General features: G+C 62.0%; 14 protein-coding genes. 12 read left to right on the top strand and 2 right to left on the bottom strand.

What is annotated here, in order from left to right:
* From waaC to BFP89_RS16775, 6 genes are read left to right on the top strand one after another with little or no spacing between them, the layout of a single operon-like run.
* On the top strand, positions 1 to 1,062 hold the full coding sequence (waaC, locus tag BFP89_RS16800; RefSeq protein ID WP_065886573.1) for a lipopolysaccharide heptosyltransferase I: 1,062 nt from the start codon (positions 1 to 3) through the stop codon (positions 1,060 to 1,062).
* Positions 1,062 to 2,186, top strand: a complete 1,125-nt coding sequence (locus tag BFP89_RS16795; protein WP_065886572.1) for a glycosyltransferase family 4 protein — start codon at positions 1,062 to 1,064, stop codon at positions 2,184 to 2,186. Before waaC ends, BFP89_RS16795 begins: the two co-directional genes overlap by 1 nt.
* Positions 2,183 to 2,989 carry a lipopolysaccharide core heptose(I) kinase RfaP gene (gene rfaP, locus BFP89_RS16790; RefSeq protein WP_065886571.1) on the top strand — a complete coding sequence of 269 codons (807 nt, stop codon included), beginning with the start codon at positions 2,183 to 2,185 and terminating at the stop codon, positions 2,987 to 2,989. The genes BFP89_RS16795 and rfaP overlap by 4 nt, the downstream gene beginning before the upstream one ends.
* Complete coding sequence (locus BFP89_RS16785; RefSeq protein WP_065886570.1) at positions 2,989 to 3,723, top strand: lipopolysaccharide kinase InaA family protein; 735 nt, start codon at positions 2,989 to 2,991, stop codon at positions 3,721 to 3,723. Before rfaP ends, BFP89_RS16785 begins: the two co-directional genes overlap by 1 nt.
* Positions 3,720 to 4,472, top strand: a complete 753-nt coding sequence (locus BFP89_RS16780) for a lipopolysaccharide kinase InaA family protein (RefSeq protein ID WP_065886569.1) — start codon at positions 3,720 to 3,722, stop codon at positions 4,470 to 4,472. The genes BFP89_RS16785 and BFP89_RS16780 overlap by 4 nt, the downstream gene beginning before the upstream one ends.
* Positions 4,472 to 5,923 (top strand): lipopolysaccharide kinase InaA family protein, encoded by a 1,452-nt coding sequence (locus tag BFP89_RS16775; protein WP_065886568.1) that lies wholly within the window; start codon positions 4,472 to 4,474, stop codon positions 5,921 to 5,923. The genes BFP89_RS16780 and BFP89_RS16775 overlap by 1 nt, the downstream gene beginning before the upstream one ends.
* 170 nt (positions 5,924 to 6,093) lie before the next feature.
* Here BFP89_RS16775 and BFP89_RS16770 read toward each other — a convergent pair whose 3' ends face one another.
* Positions 6,094 to 8,175: a TonB-dependent receptor family protein gene (locus BFP89_RS16770; protein ID WP_065886567.1), complete on the bottom strand. Its 2,082-nt coding sequence runs from the start codon at positions 8,173 to 8,175 to the stop codon at positions 6,094 to 6,096.
* A 205-nt stretch (positions 8,176 to 8,380) separates the two neighbouring features.
* Here BFP89_RS16770 and BFP89_RS16765 point away from each other — a divergent pair, with 205 nt between their 5' ends.
* The 6 genes from BFP89_RS16765 to BFP89_RS16740 all read left to right on the top strand — a co-directional run bounded on the left by BFP89_RS16765 (position 8,381) and on the right by BFP89_RS16740 (position 14,982).
* A complete protein-coding gene (locus BFP89_RS16765; RefSeq protein ID WP_083208087.1) occupies positions 8,381 to 8,716 on the top strand; it encodes a YceK/YidQ family lipoprotein in 336 nt (111 codons plus the stop codon).
* A gap of 133 nt (positions 8,717 to 8,849) precedes the next feature.
* A complete protein-coding gene (locus tag BFP89_RS16760) occupies positions 8,850 to 10,607 on the top strand; it encodes a carbamoyltransferase family protein (protein ID WP_065886565.1) in 1,758 nt (585 codons plus the stop codon).
* Positions 10,608 to 11,504: an antimicrobial resistance protein Mig-14 gene (locus tag BFP89_RS16755; protein WP_065886564.1), complete on the top strand. Its 897-nt coding sequence runs from the start codon at positions 10,608 to 10,610 to the stop codon at positions 11,502 to 11,504.
* Positions 11,501 to 12,901, top strand: a complete 1,401-nt coding sequence (locus BFP89_RS16750; protein WP_065886563.1) for a PIG-L deacetylase family protein — start codon at positions 11,501 to 11,503, stop codon at positions 12,899 to 12,901. The genes BFP89_RS16755 and BFP89_RS16750 overlap by 4 nt, the downstream gene beginning before the upstream one ends.
* A 54-nt stretch (positions 12,902 to 12,955) precedes the next feature.
* Positions 12,956 to 14,104, top strand: a complete 1,149-nt coding sequence (locus tag BFP89_RS16745; protein ID WP_065886562.1) for a glycosyltransferase family 4 protein — start codon at positions 12,956 to 12,958, stop codon at positions 14,102 to 14,104.
* Positions 14,101 to 14,982, top strand: a complete 882-nt coding sequence (locus BFP89_RS16740) for a glycosyltransferase (protein ID WP_065886561.1) — start codon at positions 14,101 to 14,103, stop codon at positions 14,980 to 14,982. Before BFP89_RS16745 ends, BFP89_RS16740 begins: the two co-directional genes overlap by 4 nt.
* Before the next feature lie 54 nt (positions 14,983 to 15,036).
* On the opposite strand, the gene BFP89_RS16735 is transcribed toward BFP89_RS16740, so the two are convergent.
* Positions 15,037 to 16,893: a bifunctional O-antigen ligase/aminoglycoside phosphotransferase family protein gene (locus BFP89_RS16735; protein WP_065886560.1), complete on the bottom strand. Its 1,857-nt coding sequence runs from the start codon at positions 16,891 to 16,893 to the stop codon at positions 15,037 to 15,039.
* Positions 16,894 to 17,036: the final 143 nt, after the last annotated feature.

The following is a 17,036-nucleotide window of genomic DNA, read 5'->3' as shown; positions in this document are numbered from 1 at the left end:
TTGCGGGTACTGGTAATCAAGACCTCATCCCTGGGCGACGTAATCCACGCCTTGCCGGCACTGACCGACGCGGCGCGGGCGATCCCCGGCATCCGTTTCGACTGGGTAGTGGAAGAAGGCTTCGCTGAAATCCCGACCTGGCACCCGGCGGTAGACAAGGTGATCCCGGTGGCGATTCGTCGCTGGCGCAAGAACCTCTGGCAAACCCTCAAGAGCGGCGAATGGCGGCGGTTCAAACAGGCGCTGCAGTCGACCCGGTATGACCTGGTGATCGACGCCCAGGGCCTGTTGAAAAGTGCCTGGCTGACCCGCTACGTGCGGGCGCCGGTAGCCGGGTTCGATAAAAGCTCGGCACGCGAACCCCTGGCGGCGCGCTTTTATTCCCGCCGCCTGGCCGTGGCCCGAGGGCAACATGCCGTGGAGCGTCTGCGCCAACTGTTTGCCGTGGCGTTGGGTTACGACCTGCCCAAGGGCCTGGGCGACTATGGCCTGAGCGTCGAGAAACTGCTGGGCCTGCCGCCGAAGAAACCCTTCGTGCTGCTGCTGCACGGCACGACCTGGGACACCAAGCACTGGCCCGAGGCCTACTGGCGCGAACTGGCCGAACGCATGGGCCGCATGGGCGTGGACGTGAAATTGCCGTGGGGCAGCGCCGTCGAAAAGGCCCGCGCCGAGCGCCTGGCTCAAGGCCTGGCCAACGCCGAAGTGCTGCCAAAACTGAACCTGGCGGGCGTGGCCCGTGTGTTGGCCGGTGCCCGTGCCTGTGTGGCGGTGGATACCGGTCTGGGCCATCTGGCGGCTGCGCTGGATGTGCCGACCATTTCTCTGTTCGGGCCTACCAACCCGGGCCTTACCGGCGCCTACGGCAAAGGCCAGATCCACCTGGCCAGCGACTGGCCGTGTGCGCCGTGCCTGCAAAAGCAATGCACTTATCAACCCACCGCCGATGACCTGCGGCGGTTCGACATCAAGCGCGAGTCGCCCCTGTGCTTCACGCGCCTCAATCCTGAGCGTGTAGCGAGCCGGCTGAGCACGTTGTTACTGGCTGAGGAGCTGCACTGATGCAATTGGCTTTCGTACTGTACAAATATTTTCCCTTCGGTGGCCTGCAGCGCGACTTCATGCGCATCGCCCTGGAGTGTCAGCAACGCGGGCATAAAATCCGCGTGTACACCTTGATCTGGGAGGGCGATATCCCGCCGGGCTTTGAAGTGCTGGTGGCGCCGGTCAAGGCATTCTTCAACCATCGGCGCAACGAGAAGCTCAGCGCGTGGATGAAAGCCGACCTTGCCAAACGCCCGGTGGATCGCCTGATCGGCTTCAACAAGATGCCTGACCTTGACGTGTACTACGCCGCCGACGGCTGCTTTGAAGACAAGGCGCAAAACCTGCGCCATTCGCTGTACCGTTATTTTGGTCGTTACAAGCACTTTGCCGACTACGAGCGCGCCGTGTTTGCCAAGGACGCCAAGACCGAAATCCTGATGATTTCCGAGGTGCAGCAGCCGCTGTTCATCAAGCATTACGCCACACCGCTGGAACGCTTCCACCTGCTGCCGCCGGGCATTGCCCAGGATCGCCGTGCGCCGCCGGATGCGGCCATCATACGCGAAGGGTTCCGCAAGGAATTCGGCCTGGGCGAGGACGACTTGCTGCTGGTACAGATCGGTTCGGGCTTCAAGACCAAGGGCGTCGACCGCAGCCTCAAGGCGCTGGCGGCGTTACCGTCGCAATTGAAGAAACGCGCCCGTCTGTTTGTAATCGGCCAGGACGACCCCAAAGTATTCCAATTGCAGAGCGCCACATTGGGTTTGGGCGATAACGTGCAGTTCCTCAAGGGGCGCAGCGATATCCCGCGTTTCCTGCTGGGCGCCGACCTGTTGATCCACCCGGCGTATAACGAAAACACCGGCACGGTCTTGCTCGAAGCCCTGGTGGCCGGGTTGCCGGTGCTGGTCTCGGCGGTATGTGGCTATGCCCATTACATCGCCGAAGCCGACAGTGGCCTGGTCCTGGATGAGCCGTTCGAACAGACGCAGCTCAACGGGTACCTGGCGCGGATGTTGTCTGATTCTGCACAGCGCGCGGCCTGGGGCCGCAATGGGTTGGCCTTCGCCGAGACGGCCGACCTCTATAGCATGCCGCAGCACGCTGCGGATGTGATTCTGGCGGAGCCAAAACGATGAAATTGATGCTTGCCGAACCGTTCAAAACCCTCTGGGCCGGGCAGGATGCGTTCGCCGCTGTCGAGCGCCTGCAAGGCGAGGTTTACCGTGAACTGGAGGCGCGTCGCACGCTGCGTACCGAGGTGGATGGCCGCGGCTACTTTGTGAAGATCCACCGTGGGATCGGCTGGGGCGAGATCGTCAAGAACCTGGTCACCGCCAAGCTGCCGGTGCTGGGCGCCGGTCAGGAATGGCTGGCGATCCAGCGCCTGCAGGCACTGGGCGTGCCGACCATGACCGCCGTGGCCTATGGCGAGCGCGGCAGCAACCCGGCCGATCAGCACTCCTTCATCATTACCGAAGAACTGGCGCCGACTGTCAGCCTGGAAGACTTCAGCATCGACTGGCTCAAGCAGCCGCCGCAGCCGCGTCTCAAGCGCGCGCTGATCGCTGAGGTGGCGCGCATGACCGGCATGATGCATCGCGGCGGCGTCAACCACCGTGATTGCTACATCTGCCACTTCCTGCTGCACACCGATACGCCGGTGACGGCCGATAATTTCAAGCTCTCGATCATCGACCTGCACCGCGCCCAGACGCGCGACAAAATCAGCCATCGCTGGCGTGACAAGGACCTGGCGGCGCTGTACTTCTCGGCGCTGGACATCGGCCTGACCCGCCGCGACAAACTGCGCTTTCTCAAGGGCTATTTCCAGCAGCCGCTGCGCCAGATACTCGCCGAGGAAAGCGCTCTGTTGCTGTGGCTGCAAGGCAAGGCCGACAAGCTCTACGCGCGCAAGCAGCGTTACGGGGATGCACTCTGATGGCGGGGTGGAATCTGGAACCCGCCTACGCTGCACTCGCGGACGACTTTGGCAGCCTGGAAGCCGTGTTCGCCCTGCAAGGCGAGCGCCTGACCCGCGACCCGCTGTCGGAAGTGATCCGGGTGGAGCGCGGCGGGATCAATTATTACGTCAAGCGGTACGTCGGCGCCGGCAAAGGCCTGCGCCGCTACCTGGGCAAGCCGCGGGTGAAATCCGAATGGCAGAACCTCAAGCGCTTCGCCAAATGGGGTATTCCGACCGCCGATGTGGTGGCCTGGGGCCTGGATCGCAAGGGCCTGGCCTATGACCGGGGTGCAATGATCACCCGGGAATTGCCCAGGACCGAGGATTTATCGGTGTTGGCCGAACGTAATGACCCGCGTCTGAAAGACCCTCGCTGGGTCGACGGTATCAGCCGTCAGCTCGCCGAGTACACGCGGACCATGCACGACCATCGCTTCACCCATAACGACTTGAAGTGGCGCAACCTGCTGGTGGACGATCAGCGCACGCTGTACATGATCGACTGTCCCAACGGCGATTTCTGGCGCGGCTTCTGGCTCAAATACCGCATTACCAAAGACCTGGCCTGCCTGGACAAGGTCGCCAAGTATCATCTGTCGGCCACCCAGCGCCTGCGTTTCTACATGCAATACCGCCAACGCACGCACCTGACGACGTCAGACAAACAACGGATTCGCCATGTGGTGAAGTTTTTCGAGGGGCGTGAATGAGTGACTTCCTCGCGGTCGAAGACCGCGCTTTGCTTGAGCGCAACGGCCTGGCCAGCTTCGATACGTTGTGGGCCAAGCAACTGGATGCGGTGGATGAGCCCAATACCAGCGGTGACGGATGGAGCAGCGTGTATCGCCTGGAACTTGAGGGTCAGGGTTACTACCTCAAGCGCCAGAGCAACTACCTGACGCGTACCTTGTACCGGCCGTTCGGCGAGCCAAGTTTTGCCCGTGAGTTTCGTAATATCAGCCTGTACCGCAAGCTGGGCATTCCTGCCTTGCAGGCGGTGTTCTTCGGCGAGCGCAAGGTCAAGGGCGAGCGCCGTGCGATGTTGCTTACCCGCGCCCTGGACGGTTGGAACGATTTGGACTCGTTGCTGGAACACTGGCCGCAGTCGAGCGACGCCCAGCAGCGCGCCATCCTGCTGGCCTGCGGCAGGCTTGCGCGTCGTTTGCACGGCGTGGGGCAGGTGCATGGCTGTTTTTATCCCAAGCATATTTTCCTGCAGGCCACCGCTGACGGTTACGCCGCGCAGTTGATCGACCTCGAGAAAACCCGCCCTTTGTTGTTCGGCTGGCGTGACCGGGTCAAGGACCTCGAACCCCTGCTGCGCCGCGCGCCGCAATGGTCGGATGCGCAGGTGCGACAGCTTCTGGCGGCTTATCTTGAGCAGCCTGAAGACAGTGCGCTGGTCGCCACCTGGTATCAGCGTCTTACCGCGCGCCGCAGCCACAAGGAAAACCGCTGATGCGTTTATCCGAGCTGAAAAACGCCGGCCGTACTCCCAGCCTGCCGCTGACCCTCGACCTGGTCGATGCTGCAGGCCCGGGCCAACTGCAACTGCTCAGCCTGCTGCGGGTTTTGCCGGGGCAGCGCTACGTCGGCGCCGCAATATGGCGCGGTCGCCCGGTGCTGGCCAAGCTGCTGGTTGGCAACTCGGCGTCGCGGCATTTCCAGCGTGAGCGCAGCGGGGTGCGGTTGTTGGCCGAACAAGGCCTGACCACGCCGCTGTTGCTGGCCGACGGTTTACAGGAAGGCGAGGGTGGCTGGCTGCTGTTCGAGTTTCTCGAAGGCGCCCACAGCCTGGCCGACGCCTGGCTTGCTGTCGAAGGCTTGCCGCCATTGGCCGACGAACAAACCGCCGTGCTCGCCGACGCCCTGGGCGCGATTGCGCAGATGCATGCCAAGGGCTTGTGGCAGGAAGACCTGCACCTGGACAACCTGCTGCGCCAGGGCGGCAAGCTGTATCTGATTGATGGCGCGGGGATTCGTGTCGAAGAGGCGGGCAAGCCGCTGTCGCGCAATCGCGTGCTGGAAAACCTCGGGGTGTTCTTTGCCCAGTTGCCGAAAAACCTCGCGCCGTTTACCGAAGAATTGCTGGTGTATTACCTGCTGGCCAACGGCGAACATGCCTTGCCGCTGGAGGCTCTGGAAAAGCAGGTGCGCAAAGTCAGCGCCTGGCGCTTGCGCGACTACCTGAACAAGGTCGGCCGCGAATGCACCCTGTTCAGCGTGGTACGTGGCGCCTTTGGCCTGCGCGCGATTCGCCGTGAGGAAGAGGCGGCCATGCTGCCCGTGCTTGAAAAGGCCGATGCGCTGCTCGACCAGGGCCATCTGTACAAGACCGGCGGCGCCGCGAGCGTGGCCAGGGTCGAAGTGGCCGGCCGGCCTCTGGTGATCAAGCGCTACAACATCAAGGGTTTCACCCACTGGCTCAAACGCTTCTGGCGCCCGAGCCGCGCCTGGCATTCCTGGCGCGAAGGCAATCGCCTGGCGTTCCTCGGCTTTGCTACGCCCAAGCCGCTGGCGGTCCTGGAGAAGCGCTTTTTCTGGTTGCGCAGCCGTGCCTATCTGGTCACCGAATACCTGCCGGGGCCGGACATCATCGAGCGCTTTGCGCCCTATGTCGAACGCGGCGACGCGCCGGAAGATGAACTGCTGGCGCTGGACCGGCTGTTCGCCGAGTTGATCGAGGCGCGCATCAGCCATGGGGATTTCAAGGGGCATAACCTGTTCTGGAGCGAAGGGCGCTGGGCGATGATCGACCTGGACGCCATGTGCCAACACAGCTCGGTTGCCAGCTTTGCTGCGGCGTATGCCAAAGACCGTGCGCGGTTCATGCGCAACTGGCCGCAGGACAGTGCGTTGTATCGGGTGATTGATCAGCGGTTGCCCAAAGAGGTCAGCGTCGCCGGGTGAAGCGGGCCTTCGGCCCTATCGGGGGCAAGCCCCCTCCCACATTTGACTGTATTTACACATCTGAAGGTGTGAACGCGGTCAGTGTGGGAGGGGGCTTGCCCCCGATGCAGTGTGTCAGTGAATGCATGTGTAACTGACCCACCGCTATCGGGCGCAAGCCCCCTCCCACATTAGAATTGGTATTCAGCCCCGGCCCCCGCATACCACGACCGCCCCGGCGCCGCTTCGTAGTAGCGTCCATTGCCGTCCCCCACGATCACCGAGCCCACATACTGGCGATCCAGCAGGTTATCCAGGCGCAAGGTCTGGTGGAACGTCCAGTGCTCGATCTTCTGCTCAAACCGTGCGCGCCAGTTGAATACGCTGTAGCCCGGTGCGGCGTGTTGGCGGTTGGTGTCTTCGACGTAGACTTTGCTGCGGTACATGCCTTCGATGGCGGTGCTGACCCAGTCCCGTGGTTTCCAGTTCAGCTCGGTGAACAGCGTGGTTTGCGGCACGCCGGGCAGGTAGTTGCCTTTGTCGATGGTGTTCGCGCCGCTGGCAAAGTCGCTGTCGTAGGTGGCTTGCAGGCGGGTGTAGGCGAGGTTGGCGCTCCACTGCTCGCTGAGTTGGCTCTCGACCCCAAGTTCGAATCCACGGCGCAGCGTGCGCCCGGCATTTTGATAGCTGGTGCGACCGCCGATGGATTGCTGCACCACCAGTTCGTCATCAGTGGTGATCTGAAACAGCGCAGCGTTGACGCGGGTGTTGTTCAGTTGTGCCTTCAACCCTATTTCATATTGCGTGCTTTGCGACGGCTTCAAGCCAAAGTTGAAACCCTCGACGTTACCTGGCGCATAGGCCAGCTCGGACTGGGTGGGCGTTTCGAAGCCTTTGCCGGCACTGACGTAACCGTGCAGGTCGGGCGTGAAGGCGTACATCACGCTCATCGACGGCGTGTTCTTCTGGTAGGTCTTGCTGCCGCTGGCGTCGCCGTTGCCGAGGAATTGATCGTGCACCTCCAGCTCCATGGTGCTGTGGCGAATGCCGGCCTGCAGGGTCCAGCGGCCAAGGGCCCAGTTGGCCTGGAGGTAAGGGTCGAGGCTGCGCGCGGTGTCGATTTCATCGCGGCGCAGCTGGCCTTTCACGCCCAGGGTGGCGCCGCTGTAGTTCTGGTAGCCGTGGCGGCTGTCTTCGCTCTGGTCGAAGTCCAGGCCCGCGATGATCGTCAACTCCCCCGGTGCGCTCTGGATGGGCTGCATCCAGCGCGCGCTGCCACCGTAGAACGTGCGGTCAAACTGCACGACGCCACCGCCGCGCTCGTTGGCGGGGGTGCCCCTGGGGATCGACAGGTACTGAATCACACTGCGCCGCCCCGTATACGCATTCACCTGCAGCGTCGCATCGCCGATGTAGCGCTCGTAGTTCATGCCCAGTTGCTGATGGTCGATGCTTTTACGCGTGTTGTAGGTCAGCGCATTGGTGCTCACCGAGCGCGGGTCAGCCTTGTACGCCGCCCAGGTCTGCCCCAGCGGGTCCTGCGTACCGTTCTGTTCCAGGCTGCTGTAGATCAACGCCAGCTTGCTGTCGTCATCGGGCTGGAAGTTGAGCTTGGCGAACGTCTGGTCACGGCGTGCGCTGCTGTGGTCGCGGTAGCCATTGGTGTCCATGCGCGAAGCGTCCAGCACAAAGCCTGCACCCTCGGTTGCGCCTTCGGCGGTGAGGTGGTTTTTGCTCAGCCCGTCGCTGCCCACCAGGGTTTCGGCGCCGATGCGTGGCGGGCCTTCGCCGTCGCGGGAGAACATCTGGATCACCCCGCCGGCGTTGCTGCCGTACAGGGTGGCTGCCGGGCCGCGCAGGACTTCGATGCGCTCGGCGGTGTCGAGGTTGAACGTTGCCGCCTGGCCCTGGCCATCCGGGGTGCTGGCGGGGATGCCGTCGGCAATCAGCTTGATGCCGCGCACCCCGAACGCCGAGCGGGCACCGAAGCCACGGGAAGAAATCTGCAGGTCCTGCGCATAGTTCTGGCGGTTCTGCACCACCAGGCCAGGCACGCGGGACAGGGCTTCGGAGGCGTTGATGCCAAGTTGACCGTCGCTGATCTGTTCGCGGCTGATGGCGTCCACCGAGTACGGCAGGTCGAAGGTCGGGCTGGCGCTGCGCGAGCCCGTGACCACGCTGGGGTCCAGCAGCAACGGCGTTTCTTCGGCCTGGACGGTGCTGCACAGGCCCAGCAGGAGCAGGGCAAGGGGAGTGGGAGCGGGTAGGGTCATGAAGAGGCCGAGTCCGTGGCGCAACGCATGTTGAGAGGCGTAGGCGCAAATGTCGCAAGTTTAACGATTCCCCTCGGTTTTGCCGAACCTGATTGCCGTTGGACTGAACAGGAAGTTTCCCACGCAAAGCGACGGCGCCAGGCGCCTGGACCGTTGGATGGGCAATGCTAGATTTTCGACCTCATTCATAAAAAAAGAGCTGCGCATGTTCACAACAAATATGAAGTTGCTGGTGCTGGCGTGGAGTGCGTCGATGATGGTTGGCTGCGGGACCGTCACCACGGTGATGCGTGAAGATGCCGCCACCGTGAGAGCGCTCAAGGCGGATAAAACCTATTGCCAGTCCGTGCCGCGTATCTACAGTGGGGTGACGTATAACCTGTGTGTCCTGCACGGGCCGCCGAGTACGGGGAGCAGCCTGGCGCTGAACAGCGTGCCCTGGACCTTCATCGATGTGCCCCTCTCCGGCGTCATGGACACGCTCTTGCTGCCCTACACCGTCTACCGGCAAAGCACCGACGGCAGCATCGACCTGCGCTAGCCCCTTGCCGCTAACAGCTTCCTGCTGCTTTTAAGTTATAATCCCGCCCTTTAGCTGTTTCCCGCCCGGGCGGGAGGCACACTTTTTTCAGGCGCGCTGCGCCTGCATGCAGACTAAAAGAGGCTAGACCCCAGTGGCATTGACGATTCTTGGCCTGTCCGGCGCCCTTAGCCATGATCCTTCCGCGGCCCTGTATATCGACGGCAAGCTGATTGCGGCCGCCGAAGAAGAGCGCTTCGTACGCGACAAACATGCAAAGAACCGCATGCCCTACGAGTCGGCGAAGTTCTGCCTGGAACAGGCCGGCATCAAACCGTCCGACGTTGATGTGGTGGCGATCCCGTTCGCCCCGATCAGCCTGTTCGGCGAGGCGCGCTGGCACTACGCCAAACGCTACTGGTACGCCCCGGACCGCGCGCTCGACGCGATCCTGATGGGCAATCGCCGTTACAAGCGCTATCGCAACAAGATTGTCTGGTGCCTGGAGCAACTGGGCTTCGATCCGAAGAAAATCAAGATCGAACCGGTTGAACACCACCTGGCCCACGCTTCCAGCGCCTACCACTGCTCGGGCTTCCAGGAGAAAACCGCTATCCTGGGCATCGACGGCAAGGGTGAGTACGCCACCACGTTCTTCGGCTATGGCGAAAACGGCAAGATCCACAAGATCAAGGAATTCTACGATCCGGACTCCCTGGGCGGCCTGTATGGCGCAATCACCGAATTCCTCGGTTTCGAGATGCTCGACGGTGAGTTCAAGGTCATGGGCATGGCGCCGTATGGCGATGCCAGCAAGTACGATTTCTCGCGCCTGGCCTCCTTCGAGAACGGCGAGCTGGTGATCAACACCGACTACGCCAACGTCATCGGCCTGCGCCGTTATAAAGAGAAGGGCAAGGGGTTCTACTTCTCGCCAAAACTGATCGAGTGGCTGGGCCCCAAGCGCGAAGGCGATATCGCCGACGAGCCGTACATCCACTACGCGGCCAGCATGCAGGCGCTGTTCGAGAAACTGGCCTTGCAGATGATCGACCATTACCTGGGCGACATCCTCAAGGACACCGGCAAGCTGGCCTTCGCCGGCGGCTGCGCGCTGAACGTCAAGCTGAACCAGAAGATCATTGCCCGCGATGACGTCAAGGAGCTGTTCGTGCAGCCGGCGTCCGGCGATGCCGGCACTGCCGTGGGTGCGGCCGCCTATGTGTCCCACGCTCGTGGTGTGCCGGTGGAGAAGATGGAACACGTCTACCTCGGCCCGTCCTACAGCAACGAAGACGTGATCGCCGCCTGCGCCAAACATGAAAGCAAGCCGAACTGGCGCAAGATCGAAAACATGCCCAAGCGCATCGCCAAGATCATGGTCGACGGCAACCCGGTGGCCTGGTTCCAGGGCCGCATGGAGTTTGGTCCGCGTGCCCTGGGCGGTCGCTCGATCATCGGTTGCCCGAGCGCCACCGGCGTGGCCGACCGTATCAACCACCAGATCAAGTTCCGCGAGCGCTGGAGGCCTTTCTGCCCGTCGATGCTCGACACCGTGGCCCCGCACATGATCAAGGTCGACCACCCGGCGCCGTTCATGACCTTCACCTTTGAAGTGTCGGAAGAATGGAAGACCCGCGTGCCGGAAGTGGTGCATGAAGACGGCACCTCCCGCGCCCAGGTGCTCAAGCGCGAGTACAACCCGCGCTACTACGACATGATGAAAGAGCTGGAAGTATTGACCGGCAACGGCGTGTCCCTGAACACCTCGCTCAACCGTCGTGGCGAAGCGATGATCTGCTCGCCGACCGACGCGCTGAACATGTTCTTCGGCTCCGACCTGCAGTACCTGATCATGGAAGACATCCTGGTGGTCAAGGATGGTGTGGACCCTTATGACGCTGTGGTTTAAATGCTGAACCGCTTCCAGGGTTGGCGTGAACGTGGCTGGACGCCTGTCGATGCCGACGTTTACGCCCAGGCCTGGCAGCGTTACGGCGGCAGCGTGGCGACCCATCCCCAGGTGATCGAACGCCTGGCGGGGTTGGCGCAGATTCCGGTGCGTTACCTGGGCTGGGAGCAAGGGGGTGAACTCAAGGGGGCAATCGCTACCTGGGGGCGCGACCTGGCCCTGTCCAAGGACGTGCTCAAGCGCACCGGCAAGAAGGGCCTGTTTGACCTGGGCAATGCCGAGATCATCCTGCCGATAGCCGCTGATGCGCAGGTGCCGCTGCGTCACCGTGGCCGTTATCTGTCGGCGCTGAACCAGGGGCGCGTGAGTACGCTCAAGCCCCAGGCCGAGCAATTGGCCATGGCGCGCACTCCCGAAGACCTGTCGAAAAAGTTTCGCTACAACCAGCGCCGTGAATTGCGTTTGCTCGAGGAAGCGGGTGGCGTGGTGCGACCGGTCAGCGAGTTTTCCGGCGTGGAGCTGGCGGCGATTTACTGCGATCTGTTCCAGCGTCGCTGGGGCTTTCCCGCCACCGGTGCCGAGCGACTGGCCGAGGTGCTGGAATTGCTCAAGGCGTTCCTGATCGGTTCGGTGCTGTTTCTCAATGACGCGCCGATTGCCGTGCAGGTGGTGTATCGCGTTCAAGCGCCCGAATGGATAAGCGTTGAGTACGTCAACGGTGGCGTCGACCCTGAGACCCGTGCGTTCAGCCCGGGGAGCGTGCTGAGTTTCCTCAATACACAAAGTGCCTGGGAACATGCGCGCGCGCAGGATTTGCCGCTGCGCTTCTCGTTCGGGCGTGCCGACCGTGAATATAAAGAGCGCTGGTGCAATCCGGTGCCGGTGTTCAGCGTATGAGCCGCAAACAGCAATTGCTCAAGCGCCATCGGCGCAACAAGCGCGTCGCGCTATTGATCTGCCTGCTGATACTGGTTGCGACCGGTGTGCTGGTGGCCTGGTGGCTGCCGCTGATCCTTGCGCTGCTGCTGTGGGTGGCTCACGAAGCCTGGTTCGCCGATCATCTGTTTTATTCGCCCAATGACGACTATCAGTACCACTTCGCCCCGAGCGGCCAGCAGGTTGGCCTGCGCCTGGATAACGGACGATGGGTGCCGCAGACGCCGCTGGAACTGGCGGGTGACGAAACGCTGATCCTTGAAGTGCAGCTCAAGAGCGGTTGGCTCGGGCGCTTCCTTGACCCGGCGGTCGAGCTGGCGGGGGATTGTCAGGCGTTCGAGCGCGGTGTGGCGGGCAAGCGATACCTGAATCTGACCGGTTCTGCCGCAACGCTGGCGGCGGGCGAGTTGACGTTGCGCGGCCGCTTGTGCCGCGTGGTCGGCCAGCCCAGCCTGTGGATTTTCCGTCAGCCGGATCACGCCCGTCAGCGGGTCATGGTGATCGCCCCCCACGCCGACGACGCCGAACTGGCCGCCTTTGGCCTCTATGCCCAGGCGGATGAGAGCTGGATCGTGACCCTCACCGCAGGTGAAATCGAAGCCGAGCACTATCAGCAGATGGGCCTGGCGCAGGCCGATGCCGCTCGACTCAAAGGGCGCCTGCGTGCCTGGGACAGCATTTGCGTGCCGCGCTGGGCCGGTGTTCCCGAAGCACAATGCGTGCAATTGGGCTACTTCTGCCTGCAACTGCCGGCCATGCAGGCCGCGCCGGATCAGCCCCAGGCGTCCCGCGAGGCGCAATTGGCCGATACGCGGCTGTTTCGCCGGTTCAACAGCCTGGCGCTGCCCGGCGATCTGGACGGTGCACCGACGTGGGTCAATCTGATTGCCGATCTACGTGCGGTGCTGCTCAAGGCGCGGCCCGAGGTGATCGTGTTGCCGACACCGCTCCTTGACCCTCACCCGGACCATATCTGCGCCTACAACGCCGTTATCGAAGCGTTGCAAGGGCTGGAGTGGCAACCCAGCACATTGCTCGGGTACGCCAACCACCTGCATGATAACGACCGCTGGCCCATGGGCAATTCGGGTGCCGGCGTGGCGTTGCCGCCGCAGCTCGAGGCCGGCCAGGTATTCGAACCCTATTGCCGTGTGCTGAGCGTGAGCCAGCAGCAGGACAAGGCCATGGCGCTGGGCATGATGCATGACCTGCAACCCAGGCCGCCCTTCAAGCGTCGCGTGCGCCGTCTGCTGCAACAATTGCTGGCGGGTCGTTGTCCATCGCCTTACGGCGAGAATGAGTTTTTTCGCAAGGCCGTGCGCCGTCATGAACTGCTTTGGGTGCTCAAGCAGGACTGAAGTTGATTTTTACGTCGGGCTGCGCGCAGTAGCCCGGTTGCCTCATGGAGCAATATGAAGCCTCGTTTCAAGGTTTTGCAGCTACAGCCGGACTACAACGTCAAACTCCATGATTTTGCTGACCTTGGTGAGCAGATCGTCAAGTCGTTGCCGGTTGAACGGTTCGAGATCACATCGGCCTTCCTCAGTGGACGCCCCCAGCCGGGCCAGCCGCTGAGCGTGGCCGACCATTCCAAATATTTCGAATTTCCCGAGAAAGCCTTGAAGGGCATTCGTCTGCGGGCAATGTGGGAAATCTACAAGTATTGCCGTGAGCAGAAGTTCGACGTGGTCATCTGTAACCGCTTCAAGTCGGTGAACATGATGCTGGCGCTCAACCGCTGGTTGAAGATTCCCCTGTGCATCGGCATCTCCCACGGTTTCGGCGAATATGAGCGGGCCTATCGTCGACGCCAGATGCGCCGCATGGTCAGTCCGGCCTGGCGGTTTGTCGGGGTTTCGGCGGCGGTGAGGGATTACCTGGTGGGCTTGAACTGTGGCTTTACCCACCAGAACACCACCTTCGTCACCAACGCGATCGACATCCCCCAGGCCGAGGCCTTGCAGTTGCCGCGCGAGCGAGCGCGGCAGGCCCTTGGCTTGCCTCTGGAGGCACGGATGATTGGTGCCCTGGGGCGCCTGGTGCCGATCAAGGGGCACACGCACCTGTTGCAGGCGTTTGCACGGCTCAAGGACAAATATCCAGAGGCTCAGGTGGGCATCATCGGCTCCGGCCGCGCCGAAGCTGACCTGCGGGCGGACATCGAGCGTCTTGGCCTCACTGGCCGTGCGCACTTGCTGGGCTTTCGTGAGGACGGTCTGCAGTACGTACGTGCCTTCGATATCTGGACCATGCCGTCCCTGCTTGAAGGTTTGGGCCTGGCGCTGCTGGAAGGCATGAGCGGGCGCCTGCCGGTGATCGCCTCCAACGGGCCGGCCATGTTGCCGCTGGTTGAAGGGGCGGGCGGCTTGTCCCATGAGCCCGGCAACGTGGAGCAACTGACTGCGGCGCTCGACACTTACCTGGCCATGAGTGATGAACAGTTACGTGCCAAGGGTGAGCAGGTATTCCGTTATCTGGAGGCAAACCACGCCTTGGCAGAATTCCAGCGCAAGTATCTGGATTTGATCGAAACCGGTTTGAAAGAAGCAGGTAGAGCATGACAGCGCAACAACCGTTGGTCTCGGTGATTATCGCGTCCTACAACCACGCTCGGTACATCGAGCAGAGCATCCTGAGTGTGCTCGGACAGACTTACCCGAATATCGAATTGCTGGTGATCGACGACGGCTCCAAGGATGACAGTGTCGAGTGCATCCGGCGGCTGCAGGCCGAGCACGGGTTTGATTTCCAGGTGCAACAGAACCAGGGGTTGACCGCCACACTGAACAACGCGCTTGCCCGCGCCAAAGGCCGCCTGATCGCGCCATTCGGCTCAGACGACATCATGCTGCCCGACCGTATCGCGACCCAGGTGGCCTACATGGAGGGCAAGCCCGGGGTGGGGATCTGCGCCGGCAACATCGAGCTGATCGACGGTGACGGCAACCTGCATCCGGAGAAAAAACAACGCCGTGATGTGCCGTTTCGCAGTCTCGACTTCGACGACATGTTCATGGACCGTAAGCCGTTTCCACCCGCGCCGACCATGTTGATCCGCCGCGAAGCCCTGGAGGAAGTCGGTGGTTTCGATCCGCTGATTCCCCTGGAAGACCTGCTGATTCAATTGAAGATAACCGCGGCGGGCTACACCATCGATGCGCTTGACGTAGTCATGGCGCAGTACCGACAGCACGCCAGCAATACCTACAAAAACCACCGCTACATGATCCAGAACATCCTCAAGACCTACGCCAAGTTCAGCGATCACCCGGCCTACGATGCGGTGCGCTACAACTTCCTGAACTCGATGTTCCTCAAGACCGCCGACCGTGACCGGCCGTTGGCGCGGGAGATTCTCAAGCAGATCCCGCTGAAATTCTGGGGGCGCAAGACCTTGCGTGGCTTGGTGCGGCTGTATCTGACGCCGCTGAGGAGCTGAAGACGAGGGATGTAAAAAAGGCGACTATCACTGCAGTGATAGTCGCCTTTTTTATCAGCTGGCCGGGCTGGCCAGGCTATGTACCTGTTCGCGGAGTTTCGCCGTGGCCGTCGGGCTGGCAACCGTCGCATAGCCTTTTACCAGGTGTTCGAAATGCGTTTCGAACAGCCAGTTGCGGTCCTGCGGATAGCGCTGCATGTGACGCAGGTTACGCTGGCGCAAGGCGTAGCGCAGGGGCGAGGGGTAGATGCGCAGGTCAGCGACGTCAATCAGGCCGAACTCGCCATCGTCCATCAGCAGCACGTTGCCCAGGTGCAGCGAGCGGAAGTACACACCGCGTTCGTGCAATTGCGCCATGAACCGGCCGAAACGCTCGACCAGCGATTCGCGCAGGCTGCTGTCCAGGCTTTGCATGGCCTGGCGCAGGGTCAGGCCGGGCAGCGGGGTATAGGCCACGGCACCGCTGGCGTCGGGCAAGTGGTAGAGGCCAAGGATGTGCGGGGTGGGAATGCCCAGGCTGCGCAACTGTTCGCTGTTGCTGGCGAAACGCTCGGAATACGGGTTGAAGCTGCCGGAGGTGTACCAACGGCGCGGGCGGAACAGCTTGAGAAAGCTGCCGTCTTCCAGGCGCAGGACTTTTGGCCCCAGGCCATCGGCTTCAATCACCTGGGCATTGCTGCACAGCTGGTCAAATGCCGGGCGCTTGATCGATTGCACCGACATGCGCAGCAGGCTGCGGTGGCGCTGGGCGATGCTCAGGCCGGTAATGATCGCCAACGGGATCCACAGCAGGAACCAATGCTCCTTGGGTCGCGACAGGATGCCGCCGCCTTCGGTCAGGCCCGCACCGATGCCGTAGACCAGCAGGGACGATGCCAGGATGAACAGCGGTTGTGCGCGTCGTTGCATGCCCTTGTACAGGGCATAGCCGAGCATGAAGATCCAGGGGATGAAGCCGATGATGCCGACGTAATAGAGCACGCCAAGGGCGAAACTGTGGGGCTCGCGCAGCTGGTAGCCGTTGTCGAATGTCAGGTACAGCTCGGAGTCGTAGCTATGGCCGATCCAGGGGTGGTCGGCGATGAGTTTCAACGACATTTTCCACAGCTCGACACGCAACGAATTGCCACGGTCCGTGATCAGTTCCGGGTACAAAAGCAGCAGCCCGGCGCTGACCAGCACCATTGCACCGAGCAGCAGCGCCGAGCGGCGGTTGCGACTGACCAGGGCCATCCACACGATCACCATCATCAGTGCCACCAGAGGCGTGCGAGAGCCCGTCGCCAACACTGTGAGACCCATGATCGCCAGCGCCGGTACGCTGAACCACAACACGTTCAGGCGCTGGGTCGTCAGGCAGATAAACAGCCAGTACACCGTGAAAAAACCGAACAGATGGGAGCTGAGCAACGGATTATCGAGGGCGCCGAGGCCGCCGATCATGCGCATGCCAGGTTCGTACGCCTTCGCGAAGGCCACCAGGTTGCCCAGGCACACCACCAGCGCAATCACTGCGGCACCGAAGAAGATCGGCTTGAACAACTCGTTGCGGTAGTGCAACAGCAGCCCACAGCCGCCAAACAGCATAAAGGTGTTCAGGGGGCGTTTGAACAGGTCGGTGTCGGCGCTGGGCTCGGGGCTCCAGAGCAGACTGGTCAGTGCCCACGCGGAGAAAGCCAGGAACGCCAGGGCGATCGGCTCGCGCAAGAGGTCCTTGAGTTCCCTGGGGCGCATGCACAACAGGAACAGGGTGGGCACGCTGAACAGGAGGTAGACGATCCGGTGCAGTACATTGCGGTTGCCGACGAAGAACAGTGCACTCAAGAGCAACAGCAAGCCAACAGGCAAAATCCACAGGACCAGGAAGTCAAAAACGCGATTCGAGCCATAGATAAGGCGCTTGGAGTGCATACGATAGAGCCATTCCGGAAAGAGAAAGCCGACCCTCCCGAGGGGGTGGCCATGTAATGTCGCCCGCGTGATCCTGCCGGGTCGTGGCGTACGCCGGGTGCAAGTACAACAGAGAAGCTGTGCTAAAGTCAGCCTCCTTTTTC

The sequence above is a fragment of the Pseudomonas sp. 31 R 17 genome, assembly GCF_900004915.1.
Classification (GTDB): Bacteria; Pseudomonadota; Gammaproteobacteria; order Pseudomonadales; family Pseudomonadaceae; genus Aquipseudomonas; species Aquipseudomonas orientalis_A.
Note: the sequence above shows the minus strand (reverse complement) of the source record. Positions and strands in the feature narration are given on the sequence as shown.

What these genes read in the sequence shown, in the direction of transcription:
- BFP89_RS16785 (WP_065886570.1), top strand. Translation starts at nt 2,989, where the DNA reads ATGGCGGGGTGGAATCTGGAACCCGCCTACGCTGCACTCGCGGACGAC.
- BFP89_RS16750 (WP_065886563.1), top strand. Translation starts at nt 11,501, where the DNA reads ATGAGCCGCAAACAGCAATTGCTCAAGCGCCATCGGCGCAACAAGCGC.
- BFP89_RS16780 (WP_065886569.1), top strand. Translation starts at nt 3,720, where the DNA reads ATGAGTGACTTCCTCGCGGTCGAAGACCGCGCTTTGCTTGAGCGCAAC.
- BFP89_RS16770 (WP_065886567.1), bottom strand. Translation starts at nt 8,175, where the DNA reads ATGACCCTACCCGCTCCCACTCCCCTTGCCCTGCTCCTGCTGGGCCTG.
- BFP89_RS16795 (WP_065886572.1), top strand. Translation starts at nt 1,062, where the DNA reads ATGCAATTGGCTTTCGTACTGTACAAATATTTTCCCTTCGGTGGCCTG.
- BFP89_RS16740 (WP_065886561.1), top strand. Translation starts at nt 14,101, where the DNA reads ATGACAGCGCAACAACCGTTGGTCTCGGTGATTATCGCGTCCTACAAC.
- BFP89_RS16765 (WP_083208087.1), top strand. Translation starts at nt 8,381, where the DNA reads ATGTTCACAACAAATATGAAGTTGCTGGTGCTGGCGTGGAGTGCGTCG.
- BFP89_RS16735 (WP_065886560.1), bottom strand. Translation starts at nt 16,893, where the DNA reads ATGCACTCCAAGCGCCTTATCTATGGCTCGAATCGCGTTTTTGACTTC.
- BFP89_RS16755 (WP_065886564.1), top strand. Translation starts at nt 10,608, where the DNA reads ATGCTGAACCGCTTCCAGGGTTGGCGTGAACGTGGCTGGACGCCTGTC.
- BFP89_RS16745 (WP_065886562.1), top strand. Translation starts at nt 12,956, where the DNA reads ATGAAGCCTCGTTTCAAGGTTTTGCAGCTACAGCCGGACTACAACGTC.
- BFP89_RS16775 (WP_065886568.1), top strand. Translation starts at nt 4,472, where the DNA reads ATGCGTTTATCCGAGCTGAAAAACGCCGGCCGTACTCCCAGCCTGCCG.
- rfaP (WP_065886571.1), top strand. Translation starts at nt 2,183, where the DNA reads ATGAAATTGATGCTTGCCGAACCGTTCAAAACCCTCTGGGCCGGGCAG.